This window comes from Ochrobactrum sp. BTU1 (assembly GCA_018798825.1).
Lineage (GTDB): Bacteria > Pseudomonadota > Alphaproteobacteria > Rhizobiales > Rhizobiaceae > Brucella.
This window is the reverse complement of record CP076355.1, coordinates 571,102-587,606: the sequence shown is the minus strand read 5'-3', so window position 1 is coordinate 587,606 and position 16,505 is coordinate 571,102. Positions and strand designations below refer to the sequence as shown.

Here is a 16,505-nt window from a genome sequence, read left to right as displayed (position 1 = left end):
TGTACAAAGCTTTCCCCGAATAAGGCGAAAAGAGCAAGTAAGTCGTGAGACAAAACCGCCCTCATTCCACCAAAGATTGGGTTTTAGCTTATGCGACAATGGCCTTTGACCGCCATTTGCGATTAAGTGGCAACAAATACGACGCGATAAGAATCGCTTTGGGCCTGACGTTTCTGGCCAAGGATAGAGCACATGAATGACGTGGTTGTAGAAAAGCCCCTCACCGAAATCACAATCAGTGGCGGTGGCCCTGCTGGAATGATGGCAGCATTGGCCCTAAGCGCCAAAGGTTATCGCACGGCACTGCTTGGTCCGGAAACAGACAGAAACGACCGCCGCACCACAGCGCTGATGATGCCGGCTATCCGATTTCTTGAAAAAATCGGCGTTTGGAACGATATCACGCCCGAGGCTGCTCCTCTTGCTTCAATGCGTATTGTTGATGCCACTCAGCGTCTTATTAGAAGTCCCGCCGTAACATTCCGCGCAGGCGAAATCGATGAAACAGCCTTTGGATTCAACATTCCAAATGCAGCGCTGAACCAGAAGCTTGCGGGAGCCGTTGAAAACAACCCAGCGATCAAACGCATCACACAACCTGCAATCGAATATCGAAACAATGGCGATCACGTCACCATCACACTTGCAGGTGGTAATACACTGCATACGCGTCTGGTCGTGGCGGCTGATGGACGCAATTCCGCTGCCCGGGAAGCCGCTGGTATTCGCACACGCCGCTGGAGCTATCCGCAGACCGCAGTGGTGCTTTCTTTCGCGCATGAAGTAGAGCATGAGAATATCTCAACTGAATTCCATACCGAAGAAGGCCCATTCACACAGGTTCCGCTCAAGGGAAAACGTTCGAGCCTCGTCTGGGTGGTTAATCCGGATCGCGCCGAAATTCTGCTCACACTCGATGACGCAGCCCTTGGTCAGCGTATTGAAAACATGATGCAATCCATGCTTGGCAAGGTGACTATTGATATCCGTCCGCAGGCGTGGCCGCTATCCGGAATGGTACCTCTTTCATTTGCATCAAAGCGCACCATCCTGATCGGCGAAGCAGCACATGTATTCCCTCCAATTGGCGCGCAAGGGCTTAATCTCGGTACACGCGATGTCGAAACACTGATCAGGGCCATTGCAAGCGATCCATCTGACCCCGGTTCGGACCGTGTGATCTACGCTTATGACCGTGGTCGTCGTCCTGATATTCTAGCCCGCACCGGCTCTGTGGATGCACTCAACCGTTCTCTGCTCTCACCCATGCTGCCAGCACAGATTGCACGCGGCGTTGGTCTGGAAATGCTGCGCTCTTTTGCGCCACTCCGCGCATTCTTCATGCGTGAAGGCTTGCGTCCCGGTAGCGGTTTTTCTCAGCTCTTACCAAGGCTTCCGAACCTCCGTGATCGCGGGAAAAGTGCGACAAAATAATAAATCGCCTCAATAACCGAACCTGAAACCTCCCGCAGCTTTAATTCAGCGCGCGGTGAACTACATATGTAGGATGGGTATGGCACAGATAAAGCACGCTAAGTTTCAGATCGGACAGGTGGTCAAGCATCGGCTGTTTCCTTTCCGCGGGATCATTTTTGACGTTGATCCGGAATTTGCGAACACTGAGGAATGGTATGATTCTATCCCTGAAGAGGCTCGGCCGCGCCGCGATCAACCGTTTTATCATTTGCTGGCAGAAAACTCCGAGTCCGAATATGTGGCCTATGTCTCCGAGCAGAACCTCGTGCCGGACCTCAGCGATGAGCCGCTGCGTCATCCGCAGATCAGTGAAATGTTCGACAGGCTTGATAACGGGTCGTATCGTGTAAAACTGCACGCCAATTAAGCAAAATCTGGCATTTACACGGATTACTTAATTAAATGGACAAACAAAAAGGGCGCTAAAAAGCGCCCTTCTCGATTCATAGCAGCAGAGCAGCTTAGTTAGCCGCGCCCTTTGCCTTGGCCTGTTCAGCCTTCATCTTTTCTTCGAATTCCTTCTGGCGCTTTGCTACAGCGTCCTGAAGTTCCTTCTGGCGTTCTTCGAGTTCAGACTGCTTAAGCCCCGGGCCGGTAAGGGCTGCCGAGAAGCCGGTCAGAGCAACTGGAATAGGGTTCTGCTTGTTCTGATAGTTGACCGAGGTAAGCGTTACCTTGCTGCCCTTTTTGAGAGCATTGATCAGGTCCTCAGAAAGAGGAGCTTCCGCGATGCAGCGATCCGGAAAGCAAATGCCGTATTCGAGCTTGGTCGGCTTGTTGTTGTCGATCTGAAGACCAACGCCAGCAGGGATCAGGCGGCCGATTGGCACGGTAACCTGAAAGATCTTACGATTGATCTTGCCCTTGATCTCGATGAGGTTAACAGCGGTCAGCAACTGGCCGGAGTCTGCAGTGATAATGTTCTGCGTATTGCAGATGTCATTGTCTTCCTGCTTCGAGCAAACCTTGAACCAACCCTGAGGCGGCTGCTGTGCAGCTGCAGGCATCGTCGCGGAGGCAAGCAGGGCGAACGCGCCAGCAAATGCGGATGCGGCAGCGATTGTCTTCGTGCTGGTCATGATCAACAGGTTCCTTTCAACGCTATGATCTTCCGTCTCTGGTTGAGTCAGCGATAGACCGTCACTGATTAGAAAATGCGGCAACAGCGTGACCTTCGGGAATTAACATCCCATTCCGGGCGTCGTGTTACAACGACTTCTGATATGAATCCAGATGGTCCAAGCCATTCAACCAGCAAAATACGACATATTTTCTGTTTTAATCTACACTGTCGCGCATCAGACACGCTGTTAATCCGCAAAAACTCAAGGTTCATGCTAATTTCGCCACACGAATCGATACTAAGATTTCACACTTATTTACAACGAACCTATTAAGTTGAACGGGAACCGAGAAAGTTGACTGGATTGTTTGCTATTTTCCGCAGCGCAGCTTTAGCCAGCCTTATCGGCATTTGTGCCAGCATCGCTCCAGCGAGTGCCGAAAATCGTGCCGCACCAGATTATGCACTTTCGATGCATGGTGACGTGGCACTGCATGCTGATTTCAACAGTTTTCCTTATTCCAATCCCAACGCCCCAAAAGGCGGCACGCTGCGTATGGGCGTCGTCGGCACATTCGACAGCCTCAATCCCTTCGTTCTTAAAAGTATGCGTACAACCGCGCGGGCGCTTTTTAGCGACGCCGATTTTGGGAACTTGGTCTATGAAACGCTGATGCAGCGTTCGCGCGATGAACCTTTCACGCTTTACGGCTTGCTTGCTGAGAAGGTAGCAATCGACCCAGAACGAAAATGGGTCGAATTCACGCTTAATCCAAAAGCAAAATGGTCGGACGGTAAGCCGGTCACAGTTGACGACATCTTATTCACCTATGACATCCTTACCGAAAAAGGCCGTCCGCCGTACAATAACCGCATGAGCCGGATCGAGAAAATCGAAAAGACCGGCGAGCGCTCCGTGCGCTTTGTTTTCAATGACAAATCGGATCGCGAGTTTCCGATGCTGATTGCTGGAACGATGCCGGTGCTGCCCAAGCACGCTATTGATCCGGCGACATTTGGCAACTCGACACTCAAGCCTCCAGTGGGTAGCGGCCCTTACACCATCTCTGGCGTGCAGCCCGGTCAGCGCATCACTTATAAGCGCAATCCGGACTATTGGGGCAACGGCCTGCCAGTTCAGCACGGGCTGAATAACTTCGACACGATCTCGATTGAGTATTATCGCAACGAGACATCGCTGTTTGAATCCTTCAAGAAAGGCATTCTCGACGTATTCATCGATGCCAACCCGACGCGCTGGGAAAAGTCATACGACTTCCCTGCGGTCAAGGAGGGCAAAGTCGTTAAAGAAAACTTCGAGAAAGGAACGCCAGCAAATATGCTTGGCTTCGTCTTCAACACACGCCGTCCGGTATTCGAAGATCGTCGTGTCAGACAAGCACTCGGGCTTCTGTTCGATTTCGAATGGGCCAATCGCAATCTTTTTGCGGGTCAATATAAACGTCTCCAGAGCTTCTGGGAAGGCTCGGACCTGTCGTCGGTAGGCAAAGCTGCCGATGCGCGCGAGCGGGAGCTTCTCGCAGCTTTCCCTCATGTTGTTCGCAAGGATGTGCTGGAAGGTACATGGCATCCATCGATCACCGATGGCACCGGCCATGATCGCGGCCCGGCCAAGGAAGCTTATGAATTGCTCACGGATGCCGGCTTCTCGTTTGAGCATGGCAAGGCGATTGATCCATCTGGCAAGCAATTCCAGTTTGAAATCATGACGCGTTCGGCCGACGAGGAAAAGGTAGCGCTCGCCTATAAGCGCAACCTCGCCCGCCTGGGAATCGATGCCGAAATTCGCACCGCTGATGACGCACAGTATCAGCAACGTTTGCAGACTTTCGACTACGACATGATCCTCGGAGCCCTCACTGGCTCGTTATCACCAGGCAATGAGCAATGGATGCGTTGGGGTTCTGCATCTCGCGATGCACAAGGCAGCTTCAACTATCCCGGTGTTGCCGATCCAGCAGTCGATGCGATGATCGAAGCTATGCTTGCAGCGCGGGAGCGCGATGATTTTGTGAGTGCAGTGCGTGCTCTCGACCGCATTCTCATCTCCGGTGATTATTACATCCCGCTCTATTACCTGCCGTATCAGTGGGTAGCACGATGGGATCGGATCGGACATCCGGAGAAAACATCGCTTTACGGCTATCAGTTGCCATCCTGGTGGCAGGCGAGCAAGTAGACTGAGTTGGTCACGTCGTAATTCACCCAACATTTTTGATCTATAAAGATAAGCAAGTGGGAGGATAGGTCTCCTGCTTGGCGAACGGACGGAGCACCTTATGACCAAAAGAAAAATTACCATCGACGTTGTGTCTGATGTCGTTTGTCCATGGTGCTTTGTCGGCCGCAAACGGCTTGAACAGGCACTCGAATTAACGCCGGAGGTCGACGCGGAAGTTCGCTGGCGTCCTTATCAGCTCGATCCTTCTCTACCTGCTCAAGGCAAGGATCGTCAGACCTATATGCGCGAAAAATTCGGTACGGGCTCGAAAATTGACGATATTCACAAGCAACTAACAGAGCTTGGCGAAGAAAACGATATCGTTTTCGATTTTGAAGCCATTACGCGCGCGCCCAATACACTCGATGCGCACCGTCTGATCCATTGGGCTGCACAGGCCGGCCCCGGCCTTCAGGACAAGTTGGTTGGCAGACTGTTTTCGCTCTATTTCGAGCAGGGACAGGATATTGGTGATCATGAAGTGCTGGTTGATGCGGCAGCAAGCGTAGGTATGGAAGCGCCTATCGTTGCCCGCCTTCTGCAAAGCGAGGCCGATAAAGAGACAATCCGCGAAGAAATCGACACTGCAAACCGCATCGGCGTGCGCGGCGTTCCGTGTTTCATCATCGACCAGAAATATGCCGTCATGGGTGCGCAATCAGCCTCCGCTCTAGCTGACGCTATTCAGCAAACAGCGGAAGGCTTTGAGCCAGGCATTTCCGAAGACCGCTGATATTCGAATAAGAAACGAAAAAAGCCCGCTCATTCACTCGAATGCGTGGGCTTTTTCTTTAAATATCAAGTAAATGTTTACATGCTTTCGTCGGATACTCGAACCAGAGTCCAGCACGGCTGCTTGGCAAATTCAAACTCCATATATTCGCCATTGTCGGTGCCTTTGATCACGACAACCTTATTGCCGTTTTCACCGTCTTTATACTCAGCCTGTGTTTTTCTTCCAGCCAAAGTTGCCACGTCCGGCATCACCGGCCATTCAACATCAGCAAGCGGAACTTCCTTGCTGACCTTCTTTGGCTCCGGGTCAGCTTCCATATCCAAGCTCTCAAAGATGACTGTCTGTGCCGTAGAAGCTTCCTGAATCGCAATTTCGTGGCTGAACCTCTTAACGAAGTGCTCAATCTCCTCAACCTTGCAATTGGGTGTGGTCAGAGCAAACGCCGATTGACAAATGAATAGGAGCGCAGCCGCAGCGCAAGAAACGTGCAAAGCATTCTTTAGCATCAAAGTTCTCTCCGTTTTAAACTTCAGAGCCTGGGGATGGCTCGGAACCCTCAGTGTTTAATGGATTACTGTTTAGCTTCCAGTAGAAATCTTGGCCAGTTGAGTCATAATGACAGCCGAGCCATTAAGACGCTTTTCGGGCGTTGCCCAGTCGCGAATGAAAACGATGCTCTGGTCTGGTCTGATCTTGGCCATTGAACCCTGCTCACCGATCATCTTCACCAGCCCTACCGGATTGTTGAAAGTTGCATTGCGGAACTGGATAACCACGCCCTTCGGACCAGCATCGAGCTTTTCGACATTGGCACGGCGGCAGAGGGCCTTAATGTAAACAATCTTGAGCAGATGCTGCACTTCTTCCGGCATTGGTCCGAAACGATCGATCAGCTCTGCGCCGAATGCATCGATTTCCTGCGGTTCTTCAAGGTCTGCAAGACGACGATACAGCCCAAGGCGCAATTGCAGATCCGGCACATAGGCTTCTGGAATCATCACAGCCGTACCGATTGCAATCTGCGGCGACCACTGACTATCTTCGACCTCAATGGTGCCCTTGAGGGTTGCAACCGCTTCTTCCAACATCTGCTGATAAAGCTCGAAGCCCACTTCCTTGATATGACCGGATTGTTCTTCACCAAGCAGATTGCCTGCCCCGCGAATATCCATGTCATGACTTGCAAGCTGGAAGCCCGCACCAAGTGTGTCAAGCGATTGTAGGACCTTGAGGCGGCGTTCGGCTGTCTGCGTCAGTGTGCGACCGGCAGGCAGTGTGAATAGCGCGAAAGCACGCTGCTTGGAGCGGCCAACACGCCCACGCAACTGATAAAGCTGCGCCAGACCGAACATATCGGCACGATGCACGATCATCGTATTGGCCGTCGGAATATCGAGGCCCGATTCCACGATGGTCGTCGACAGCAGCACATCATACTGCCCGTCATAAAAAGCATTCATGATGTCGTCGAGCAAACCTGGTGCCATCTGGCCATGTGCCACGGCCACTTTCAGTTCCGGCACATGATCCTTCAGGAATTCCTCGATTTCTGTGAGATCGGCAATGCGCGGGCAAACATAGAAACTCTGGCCACCACGATAGCGTTCGCGCAGCAATGTTTCACGGATCACCAGCGGATCAAACGGCGATACGAAGGTGCGCACAGCCATTCGATCGACTGGCGGCGTCGTAATAAGCGAAAGCTCACGCACGCCCGTCAATGCCAGCTGCAATGTGCGCGGGATTGGCGTTGCGGAAAGGGTTAGGACGTGAATATCCGACTTCAGTTCCTTGAGCCGCTCTTTGTGCTTCACGCCAAAATGCTGCTCTTCATCAATGATGAGTAGGCCGAGATTTCTGATCTTGATGGAGTTACCCAAGAGCGCATGGGTGCCAACGACAATATCGACAGTGCCGTCTTCAAGGCCCTTCTTGGTGGCGGCCAGCTCTTTGGTGCCGACGAGACGCGATGCGTGAGCGACATTGACCGGCAAACCATGGAAGCGCGTCGAAAAAGTCTTGAAATGCTGGCGTGATAGAAGCGTGGTCGGTACGACGACAGCTACCTGAAAGCCACTCAACGCCGCAACAAAAGCAGCGCGCAATGCAACTTCTGTTTTGCCGAAGCCAACGTCACCGCAGATGAGGCGATCCATCGGCTTGCCTGCACCCAGATCGTCCGTGATGGCATCAATGGCGCGCAGCTGATCTTCGGTTTCATCGTAAGGGAAACGCGCTGCGAATTCCGCGTAAAGGCCTTCAGGCGGCTGCATTACTGGTGCGCCACGCATTTGTCGCTCGGCTGCAATCTGGATCAGATGACCGGCAATCTCAAGCAGGCGTTTTTTGAGCTTGGCCTTGCGCATCTGCCAGGCGCCGCCGCCAAGCTTATCAAGAATGGCTTCCGAACCTTCCGACCCAAAACGAGAGAGCAGCTCGATATTTTCAACTGGCAGGAACAGCCGATCATCGCCCGCATAGTGAATCTCAAGACAATCATGCGGTGCACCCGCTGCCGTGATTGTCTTGAGACCTATGAAGCGACCAATACCGTGATCGACGTGGACCACGATATCGCCAGCCGAAAGCGAAGCGGCTTCCGAAATGAAATCCTGATCGCGCTTCCGGCGCTTGGAACGTCGGATAAGGCGGTCGCCTAGAATATCCTGCTCAGCCACGACAACCAGATCACCTGCGTCAAAGCCGCTTTCGACCGCGAGAACCGCAGCCGTGATCTTGTCACGCGATAGCGCCTTCACGGTTGATAGACGATCTACGGTTTCGATTTTTTCAAGGCCATGCTCATCCAGCACCTGCAGGAGGCGGTCGAGCGAACCTTCCGACCATGCCGCCACCAGCACTTTTTTGCCAGCCACGCGCAGATCGGCAATATACTTAACAGCCGCTTCAAACAGGTTCACATCGGTCGCGGCGCGCTCCTCCGCAAAACTGCGACCTTTATGAACCTCAGCATGAACAACCGAGCGTCCTGACACTTCCGGCGTGCCAAAAGGTGTTAAGTCAATTCGCAGACCACTCGTTTCTGCGATTGCTTCAACTTGGCGCGGCGTGAGATAAAGCGTTTCCGGCTTAACCGGCTTATAGGGCACCGCATCGGTGCCAGGTTCTTTGCCTTCTGACTGTCGTAACCGCGACTCAAAATGATCGACGACCATCGTATGACGTTCGGTCAGCGCTTCATGCACCAAATGATCGAACACCACCGGCATGTCGCCCGCATAGTCAAAAACGGTTTCGAGGTTGTCATAGAACAGCGGCAGCCAGTGTTCCATGCCAGCAAAGCGACGCCCTTCGCTGATTGCCTGATAAAGTGCATCATCGCGCTGTGGTGCGCCAAACATCGCAACGTAATTCTTACGGAAACGGCTGATCATATCCGGCGAGAGCGAAATTTCGCTCATCGGCTGAAGCACGAATTCTTTGCGCGCGCCTGTGGTGCGCTGCGAGGCCGGATCAAAAGCGCGGATTGTTTCAAGTGTATCGCCAAAGAAATCGAGCCGCAGCGGTTCTTCTGATCCCGGCGCATAAAGATCAAGAATGCCGCCGCGCACCGCATATTCGCCAATGTCACGCACGGTCGAGACACGCTCAAATCCGTTACGCTCAAGCCGTGCACTCAGATCATTCATATTAAGCTGATTGCCGGGGCGTGCGGAAATCACCTGTTCAGCGATTGCGGCCTGCGGTGGCAGTTTTTGCAGAACAGCATTGGCGGTCGTTATGATGACAGCTGGATGCGGCGATTTCTTTAGCGATGCCAAGGCAGCGAGTGCGGCAAGCCTACGTGCTGACGCATCAGCGCCAGGCGACACACGGTCATAGGGCAGACAATCCCATGCCGGAAGATGCAGCACGGGCAGGTCAGGTGAAACAAAGTTCAGCACCTGTTCCAGATCAGCGATGCGCTGTCCATCGCGTACAATATACAAAACAGGCCCGCGTTCTCCGATCTCTTCGACCAGCCGCGCAAGACAAAAGGCTTCGAAACCGTCGGCTACGCCGTCGATAACAATATGCTTGCCATTTTTAGCGCTCGGGCCGGCTTTAAGACCAAATTTACTGAATACGGGCATGGGTGCTGATTCTCAGAATTCTATACGGTCGCGGAAAGCAATGATGTCGCGGAACAAATGCGTATCATATTCCTGAGGTGTTTCGCTTTCGCCTGTCACCCACTTCAGAAGATCTCGGTCTAGCACTTCAAGAATCTGCTCGAACTCATCCAACTGTGCATCGGTAAAAGCTGGAAGATATTGATCGGCATATTGACCAAGGATCAGATCCATTTCGCGCATACCGCGATGCCAGGCGCGAAACAGAAGCTTGCGACGCCTTACATCAAGATTTGCTGCCGCAAGTGTGCTGCCAGTCATTGTTTGAGCGCTCCGTTAACAAAATATGCAGCCGGTATATAGCATCTGTTGTGGAAGTGGGAACCCATTTAGAAGACAAGAACAAAAATAGTACAAAATCATTTCAAAGGCTTGCACAGAAACGCAAAGCAGTTAATGCTCCCGCCATGCGTCCGTCTATGCTTGATCCGTTTTTCGCTTCCGTCCGCTCGCTTTCCGGCATTGGCCCGAAAGTAGCAGCTTTGCTCAGCAAACTCTTAGGCACAGACGTGCCGGGTGCCGAACCAAGAGTCGGCCAGCTTCTCTTGCTGCCGCCTCACAGTGTAATCGACCGGCGCAATCGCCCAGGAGTAGCCTTTGCGCACGAAGGTGCGATTGTAACGCTTGAAGTAGTAGTTGATCAGCATCAGCCAGCACCGCGTGGCCGCGGCAATGTTCCACATCGCGTGATTGCCCATGATGACACTGGCGAAATCATCCTCACTTTCTTTCACGCGCAACTGCCCTGGCTGGAAAAGATGCTGCCGGAAGGCGATACTGTCGTTGTTTCCGGAAAGGTCGAATGGTTCAACGGGCGTGCCTCAATGGTGCATCCCGATTATATTGCAAGCCTTGAGGATGCAGCCCATCTGCCCATGGTCGAGCCCGTCTATCCGCTGACGGCGGGTCTTTCGTCCAAAACCCTTGGCCGCGCGATGAAAGAAGCACTCACCCGCGTGCCGTCACTGCCTGAATGGATTGACAGGCCGTTGATTGCGCGTGAGCGATTTACTGCTTTCAAAGACGCACTCAACACAATGCATTTGCCGGAAGACCCCAGCGATATTGCATTTGAGAGCATAACACGGCGCAGGCTGGCTTATGACGAGTTTCTGGCAGGGCAGTTAGCTCTTGCTCTCGTGCGTTCAAAAACACGCCGCCTGTCAGGGCGTCCACTCGAAGGAAACGGCCGCATCGTTGCTGAAATCATGCGCCACCTCCCCTACAAGCTGACCAAAAGTCAGGATCAGGCGGTTTGCGAAATTATCACAGATCTTAAATCGCCTGAGCGTATGCTTCGCCTGCTGCAAGGCGATGTCGGCTCGGGTAAGACGGTTGTTGGCCTTTTGTCGATGGCACATGCTGCGGAATCTGGCGGTCAGTCGGCCCTTATGGCCCCGACAGAAGTACTGGCACGACAGCATTTTGCGACCATTGCACCTTTGGCGGAAAAAGTCGGGCTGAGAGCCGCCCTTCTTACGGGTCGTGAAAAAGGCAAAGAACGTAATGTCGTGCTTGAGGGCCTGAAAAACGGGGAAGTCGATATAGTCATAGGTACCCATGCGCTATTTCAGGAGAAGGTCGAGTATCACGATCTCGTCTTCGTGATCATCGACGAACAGCATCGGTTCGGCGTGCATCAGCGCCTGATGCTGACGGCGAAGGGCACCGCGCCTGATATGCTTGTGATGACGGCAACGCCTATTCCACGCACACTGGTACTGACCGCATTTGGCGATATGGATGTATCAAAGCTCACTGAAAAACCCGCTGGACGCCGTCCGATCACCACGGCAATTCTGCCAATGGAGCGTATGGGCGAGCTTGTGGAGCGCATTCGAAAAGCCGTTCACGAAGGACAAAAAATCTACTGGATTTGCCCGCTCGTGGAGGAATCTGAAGTGGTTGATCTAACTTCCGCCGAAGAACGCTTTGAATCGCTCAAGTCTGTTTTTGGCGGGAAGATTGGTCTCATTCATGGCCGCATGAGTGGTGCTGAAAAAGACGAAGCCATGCGTGCATTCAAACAGGGAGAGACACGGTTGCTAGTCGCCACCACAGTCATCGAGGTTGGCGTCGACGTACCGGATGCAACGATTATTGTAATCGAACATGCTGAACGTTTCGGCCTATCCCAATTGCACCAGCTGCGTGGGCGCGTTGGACGTGGTGACAAACCATCCACCTGTATGCTGCTATATAAAGGCCCGCTTGGTGAGATCGGACAGGCGCGCCTCAAAGTGATGCGTGAGACGGAAGACGGTTTTCGCATTGCCGAAGAAGACCTGAAACTGCGTGGTGAAGGCGAGTTGCTTGGCACAAGGCAATCGGGCACGCCCGGCTTCCGGCTTGCTTCGATTGAGGCACACGCAGACTTGCTTGAAACCGCCCGCAAGGATGCCCGTTATGTACTGACCTGTGACCCCGATCTTGTTAGCGAGCGTGGAAAAGCACTTCGTATTCTGCTCTATCTTTTCGGTCGCGATGAGGCAATCCGCCTGCTCCGAGCAGGATAGCAAACAAAAAGGGCCGCATCGTTGCGGCCCTTTTATTTATCTATCAAAATAAATCAATAAGACGCTGTTTTTATTCTATTCTACGGTCACCGACTTTGCGAGATTACGCGGTTGATCGACATCTGTACCCATCAAAATTGCAGTGTGATAAGCGAGCATCTGGATCGGCAGAGCATAGACCAGGGGCGTGATAAACTCAGGCACATCCGGCAGAACAATGGTCGCCATCGTATCAAGGCTCGCCGCAGCAGCACCCTTTTTGTCGGTGATCAGAATGATGCGACCGCCGCGTGCTGCCACTTCTTGCATGTTGGAAACGGTCTTCTCGTAAAGACGGTCCGACGGTGCAATGACAATGACCGGCATGGTCTCGTCAATGAGTGCGATGGGCCCGTGTTTGAGTTCGCCAGCCGCATAGCCTTCGGCGTGAATGTAGGAAATTTCCTTAAGCTTCAGCGCACCTTCCATAGCGAGCGGGAAGGATGTTCCCCTGCCGAGATAAAGTACATGATTAACCTTTGCCAGTTCATGGCAGACGGCAGCAATCTGATCTTCAAGCTTGAGAACCTGATTGATGAAACGTGGAGCTTCCGAAAGCTGACGCACAAGTTCCTGTTCGCGCTTGTCGTCAATCGCACCGCGCGCTTTCGCAGCTGCAATCACGAGTGACGCCATGGTCGAAAGCTGACAAGTGAAAGCCTTGGTCGATGCAACACCGATTTCAGGACCGGCAAGCGTCGGGAACACGGCGTCCGATTCACGCGCAATGGTCGAACCCGTTACATTGACTACAGAAGCAATTTTCAGGCCCTGAGACTTGCAATAGCGCAGCGATGCAAGCGTATCAGCCGTTTCTCCCGACTGTGAAACGAACATAGCGAGCGATTCTTTTGAGAGCGGCATTTCGCGGTAGCGGAATTCCGAAGCAATATCGCTATCGACCGGCAGGCGGGCGATTTGCTCGAACCAGTATTTGCCCACCGAAGCTGCATAGAAAGCCGTGCCGCAGGCAGAGATCGTCAGACGATCAATCTTGCTAAAATCAATATTGACTGCTTCCTGACGCACCTTGCCGGTGGTGAAGTCGAGATAGTTGGCAAGCGTGTGCGAAATCACTTCCGGCTGCTCAAACATCTCCTTCTGCATAAAGTGGCGATGATTGCCCTTAGAGACCAGCATGTTCGCGGTCTGTGATTTCTGGATCGCGCGTTCAACCTCTACATTGTTCTCATCATAGACGGTCACACCCTTGCGGGTCAGAACAGCCCAGTCGCCATCTTCGAGATAGGCAATCGTGTCCGTGAACGGTGACAGCGCGATAGCGTCAGAACCAAGGAACATTTCGCCTTCGCCGTATCCAACGGCGAGTGGCGGTCCCTGACGCGCACCAATCAGGGTTTCTTCATCGCCTTCAAATAGGAAAGCGAGAGCAAATGCGCCCTGTAGCTTGGGTAGGCAATCGCGCACGGCTTCAACCGGCGACTTGCCTTTTTCCAGTTCGCGCGTAACGAGATGCGCGACAGCTTCGGTATCGGTTTCTGTCTCGAACTTGTAGCCTTCCGTTTCAAGCATCGTGCGCAGTTCGGCAAAATTTTCGATAATGCCGTTATGAACAACGGCCAATCGCGACGTAATATGCGGATGCGCGTTGCGCTCAACAGGCTTGCCATGCGTAGCCCAACGCGTATGGCCAATGCCAATGACGCCTGGAAGCGGCTCGCCTGCCAGACGCTTCTCCAGATTGACCAGTTTGCCTTCCGCGCGACGGCGATCCAGCTTGCCATCCAAAAGTGTGGCAATACCGGCTGAATCATAACCGCGATATTCAAGCCGCTTCAGCGCATCAACCAGACGCGGCGCGACTTCGTCATTGCCGATAATGCCGATAATTCCACACATAGGGTGCTCCAGATCCGAGATTCACGCATTTAATTGCGATTTAAAGATTCTAACGCCGAACGGCAACCCAAAGGACATCCGTTCTATTCATCTGTTGGTCGTTTATTTCGAGGAGATTTTAGCCGCTTTGATGGCCGCATACTTCTCCCGAAGGATCTTTCCCCGACCTTCTTTGGTTTCCTGTCGCGCACGACCGAAAGCCAGAGCATCTGCGGGCACATCATCTGTGATCGTGCTGCCGGATGCGATATAGGCATTATCTCCAATCGAGAGTGGCGCAACAAGCGAGCTATTGGAACCGATGAAAGCGTTTTCGCCGATTACGGTCTTGTATTTGTTATAGCCGTCGTAGTTGCAGGTAATCGTGCCAGCTCCAATATTACTCGACGCGCCAACGGTTGCATCGCCGATATACGTTAGGTGATTGATCTTCGCACCTTTGCCGACATGAGCATTCTTCACTTCGCAGAAATTGCCGACCTTGGATTTTTCTCCAAGATTAGCACCCGGACGCAAACGCGCAAACGGTCCGATTTCGGCACTAACGCCAATTTTCGCACCTTCTATGTGCGAGAAAGCATGGATCAGCGCGCCCGATGCTACTTGCACGCCCTGCCCGAAGAAGACGTTTGGCTCAATCACAACGTCAGCTTCAATCAGCGTATCATGCGAGAAAAAGACGGTTTCAGGCGCAATAAGTGTCACACCGGCCAGCATCATTTCCTGACGCTTGCGGTTCTGCCAAATGTTTTCAGCTTCAGCGAGTTCAGCGCGATTATTGATGCCAATCACATTATCGACCGGCACTTCAATCGCAACAACATTCAAGCCCTTGCCATGGGCAAGGCCGACAATATCGGTAAGATAATATTCGCCCTTGGCGTTCTTATTATCAACTGCATCGAGGAGAGCAAGCGCGTGGCTACCGCGAACGGCCATAAGTCCGCCGTTGCAGAAGCCGATTTTCTTCTGTGCTTCGCTCGCTTCTTTTTCCTCGATGATCGCGGTGAGCTTGCCACCTTCTTCGAGCAGACGGCCGTAGCCATGCGGGCTTGCAGGACGAAAACCGATAACGACAACATCTGCGCCTTCTGCAAGCTTGTTACGTGCTGCCTGCAATGAATGCGCTTCAATAAGCGGCGTATCGCCAAAGACGATCAGCAAATCGTCATAGCCGTGCTTAATTGCTTCGCGTGCGGCCAGAACTGCGTGTGCTGTCCCAAGGCGTTCTTTCTGCTCAAAAGCTGAAACCGCATCAGTTACTTTTTCCACAGCGCCACGCACTTCTTCAGCTCCGCGTCCGACGACCAGCGCAACGTCACTCTTACCTGTTCCCTGAACGGCTTTGACCACATGTGAGACGAGTGGCAGGCCTGCTATCGGATGCAGAACTTTTGGCAAATGTGACTTCATGCGTGTGCCTTCGCCAGCGGCAAGCACGATGGAAAGGCAGGTACGGTCTGTCATTGTATCGTCCAAAATGATTGAAGGCTTCTCTGCTCAATAGCATCAAAGCGTATATGGAAGCTTACGGCTCTTTATCCAAGTCTGCCCAATGCAGGAAACGTTTCAAGCAGCCAGAATGAGAATGACTGCATTCCGCCCGTCAGAAACAGAATGCCGGCCATGATCAAAAGTGCGCCCATCGCCTTCTCGACCTTTCCGAGATGCACACGGAAGCGTGACAAAAACCGCATGAACGCTCCAGAGAAAAGCGCTGCGATCAGAAATGGGATACCAAGTCCCAGCGAATATACAGCGAGTAGTGCAGCACCCTCGCCTACAGTGCTGCTACCGCCTGCCAGCGTGAGAATCGGGCCCAGAACCGGGCCAATACACGGCGTCCAGCCAAAGGCAAATGCCAAACCCATGATGTAAGCGCCCAACGGCGATGCGGGAGCATTACGCGCCTGAAATCGTGCTTCGCGCGAAAGAAAAGAAAAACGCAAGACACCCAGAAAGTTCAGGCCCATGAGAATGATGACGACACCCGCCGCCATTGCGATTTCCTGCTGCCACATCCTCAGGAATGCGCCAACAGACGACGCTCCAGCGCCGAGAGCGACGAATACGGTGGTGAAGCCGAGTACAAAACAGATAGCCGCAAAAGCGAGCGAACGACGATGCGAGGGGGCAGCAGCGATCCGTGATTCTTTCTCGGCGCGAAAATCTTCAACACTTACACCAGCCATATAGCACAGATAAGGCGGCACAAGCGGCAGAACACAGGGCGAAAGAAACGACAGCGCACCTGCACCAGCAGCTGTCAAATAAGAAACACTGAGCACCAAAACCTCATTTTCACAAAAGAACTTTTCTTATCTTAACCAGATGAATCGTTCTATTGATTTGTTTTTGAACAAGGTACGGAAAAATGACGAACTTTCCGACTTCACTGAAACTGCTTGCGATGAAAGCCTTTTGCTGGCCTTATAACCCA

The 16,505-nt window shown here is 52.8% G+C and carries 12 protein-coding genes; 5 read left to right on the top strand and 7 right to left on the bottom strand.

What is annotated here, in order from left to right:
- Nucleotides 1-192 precede the first annotated feature (192 nt).
- Entirely contained in the window at nt 193-1,434 is a 1,242-nt protein-coding gene (locus KMS41_14000) for a UbiH/UbiF family hydroxylase (GenBank protein QWK80020.1), read from the top strand.
- A 73-nt stretch (nt 1,435-1,507) separates the two neighbouring features.
- The gene (gene hspQ / locus KMS41_13995) at nt 1,508-1,843 is read left to right on the top strand and encodes a heat shock protein HspQ (GenBank protein QWK80019.1); all 336 of its coding nucleotides are present in this window, start codon (nt 1,508-1,510) and stop codon (nt 1,841-1,843) included.
- A 94-nt stretch (nt 1,844-1,937) separates the two neighbouring features.
- Here hspQ and KMS41_13990 read toward each other — a convergent pair whose 3' ends face one another.
- Complete coding sequence (locus tag KMS41_13990; GenBank protein ID QWK80018.1) at nt 1,938-2,555, bottom strand: invasion associated locus B family protein; 618 nt, start codon at nt 2,553-2,555, stop codon at nt 1,938-1,940.
- A 348-nt stretch (nt 2,556-2,903) separates the two neighbouring features.
- Between KMS41_13990 and KMS41_13985 the strand changes: the two genes are divergently transcribed.
- Together KMS41_13985 and KMS41_13980 are read left to right on the top strand one after the other, a co-directional pair.
- A complete protein-coding gene (locus KMS41_13985; GenBank protein QWK80255.1) occupies nt 2,904-4,739 on the top strand; it encodes an extracellular solute-binding protein in 1,836 nt (611 codons plus the stop codon).
- A gap of 100 nt (nt 4,740-4,839) precedes the next feature.
- Nucleotides 4,840-5,514, top strand: coding sequence for a DsbA family protein (locus KMS41_13980; protein ID QWK80017.1), 675 nt, complete (start codon nt 4,840-4,842; stop codon nt 5,512-5,514).
- Between the two features lie 77 nt (nt 5,515-5,591).
- Here the strand turns inward: KMS41_13980 and KMS41_13975 are convergent, their stop codons facing one another.
- From KMS41_13975 to KMS41_13965, 3 genes are all read right to left on the bottom strand, one after another.
- The gene (locus KMS41_13975; protein QWK80016.1) at nt 5,592-6,023 is read right to left on the bottom strand and encodes a hypothetical protein; all 432 of its coding nucleotides are present in this window, start codon (nt 6,021-6,023) and stop codon (nt 5,592-5,594) included.
- Between the two features lie 72 nt (nt 6,024-6,095).
- On the bottom strand, nt 6,096-9,611 hold the full coding sequence (gene mfd / locus KMS41_13970) for a transcription-repair coupling factor (protein QWK80015.1): 3,516 nt from the start codon (nt 9,609-9,611) through the stop codon (nt 6,096-6,098).
- A 12-nt stretch (nt 9,612-9,623) separates the two neighbouring features.
- Nucleotides 9,624-9,911 carry a succinate dehydrogenase assembly factor 2 gene (locus tag KMS41_13965; GenBank protein QWK80014.1) on the bottom strand — a complete coding sequence of 96 codons (288 nt, stop codon included), beginning with the start codon at nt 9,909-9,911 and terminating at the stop codon, nt 9,624-9,626.
- Between the two features lie 146 nt (nt 9,912-10,057).
- Between KMS41_13965 and recG the strand changes: the two genes are divergently transcribed.
- On the top strand, nt 10,058-12,166 hold the full coding sequence (gene recG, locus KMS41_13960) for an ATP-dependent DNA helicase RecG (protein QWK80013.1): 2,109 nt from the start codon (nt 10,058-10,060) through the stop codon (nt 12,164-12,166).
- 75 nt (nt 12,167-12,241) lie between these two features.
- On the opposite strand, the gene glmS is transcribed toward recG, so the two are convergent.
- The 3 genes from glmS to KMS41_13945 form a co-directional block, all read right to left on the bottom strand.
- Nucleotides 12,242-14,065: a glutamine--fructose-6-phosphate transaminase (isomerizing) gene (gene glmS, locus KMS41_13955; GenBank protein ID QWK80012.1), complete on the bottom strand. Its 1,824-nt coding sequence runs from the start codon at nt 14,063-14,065 to the stop codon at nt 12,242-12,244.
- 102 nt (nt 14,066-14,167) lie between these two features.
- Entirely contained in the window at nt 14,168-15,532 is a 1,365-nt protein-coding gene (glmU, locus tag KMS41_13950; protein QWK80011.1) for a bifunctional UDP-N-acetylglucosamine diphosphorylase/glucosamine-1-phosphate N-acetyltransferase GlmU, read from the bottom strand.
- Between the two features lie 71 nt (nt 15,533-15,603).
- On the bottom strand, nt 15,604-16,353 hold the full coding sequence (locus KMS41_13945) for a cytochrome c biogenesis CcdA family protein (protein ID QWK80010.1): 750 nt from the start codon (nt 16,351-16,353) through the stop codon (nt 15,604-15,606).
- Nucleotides 16,354-16,505: the final 152 nt, after the last annotated feature.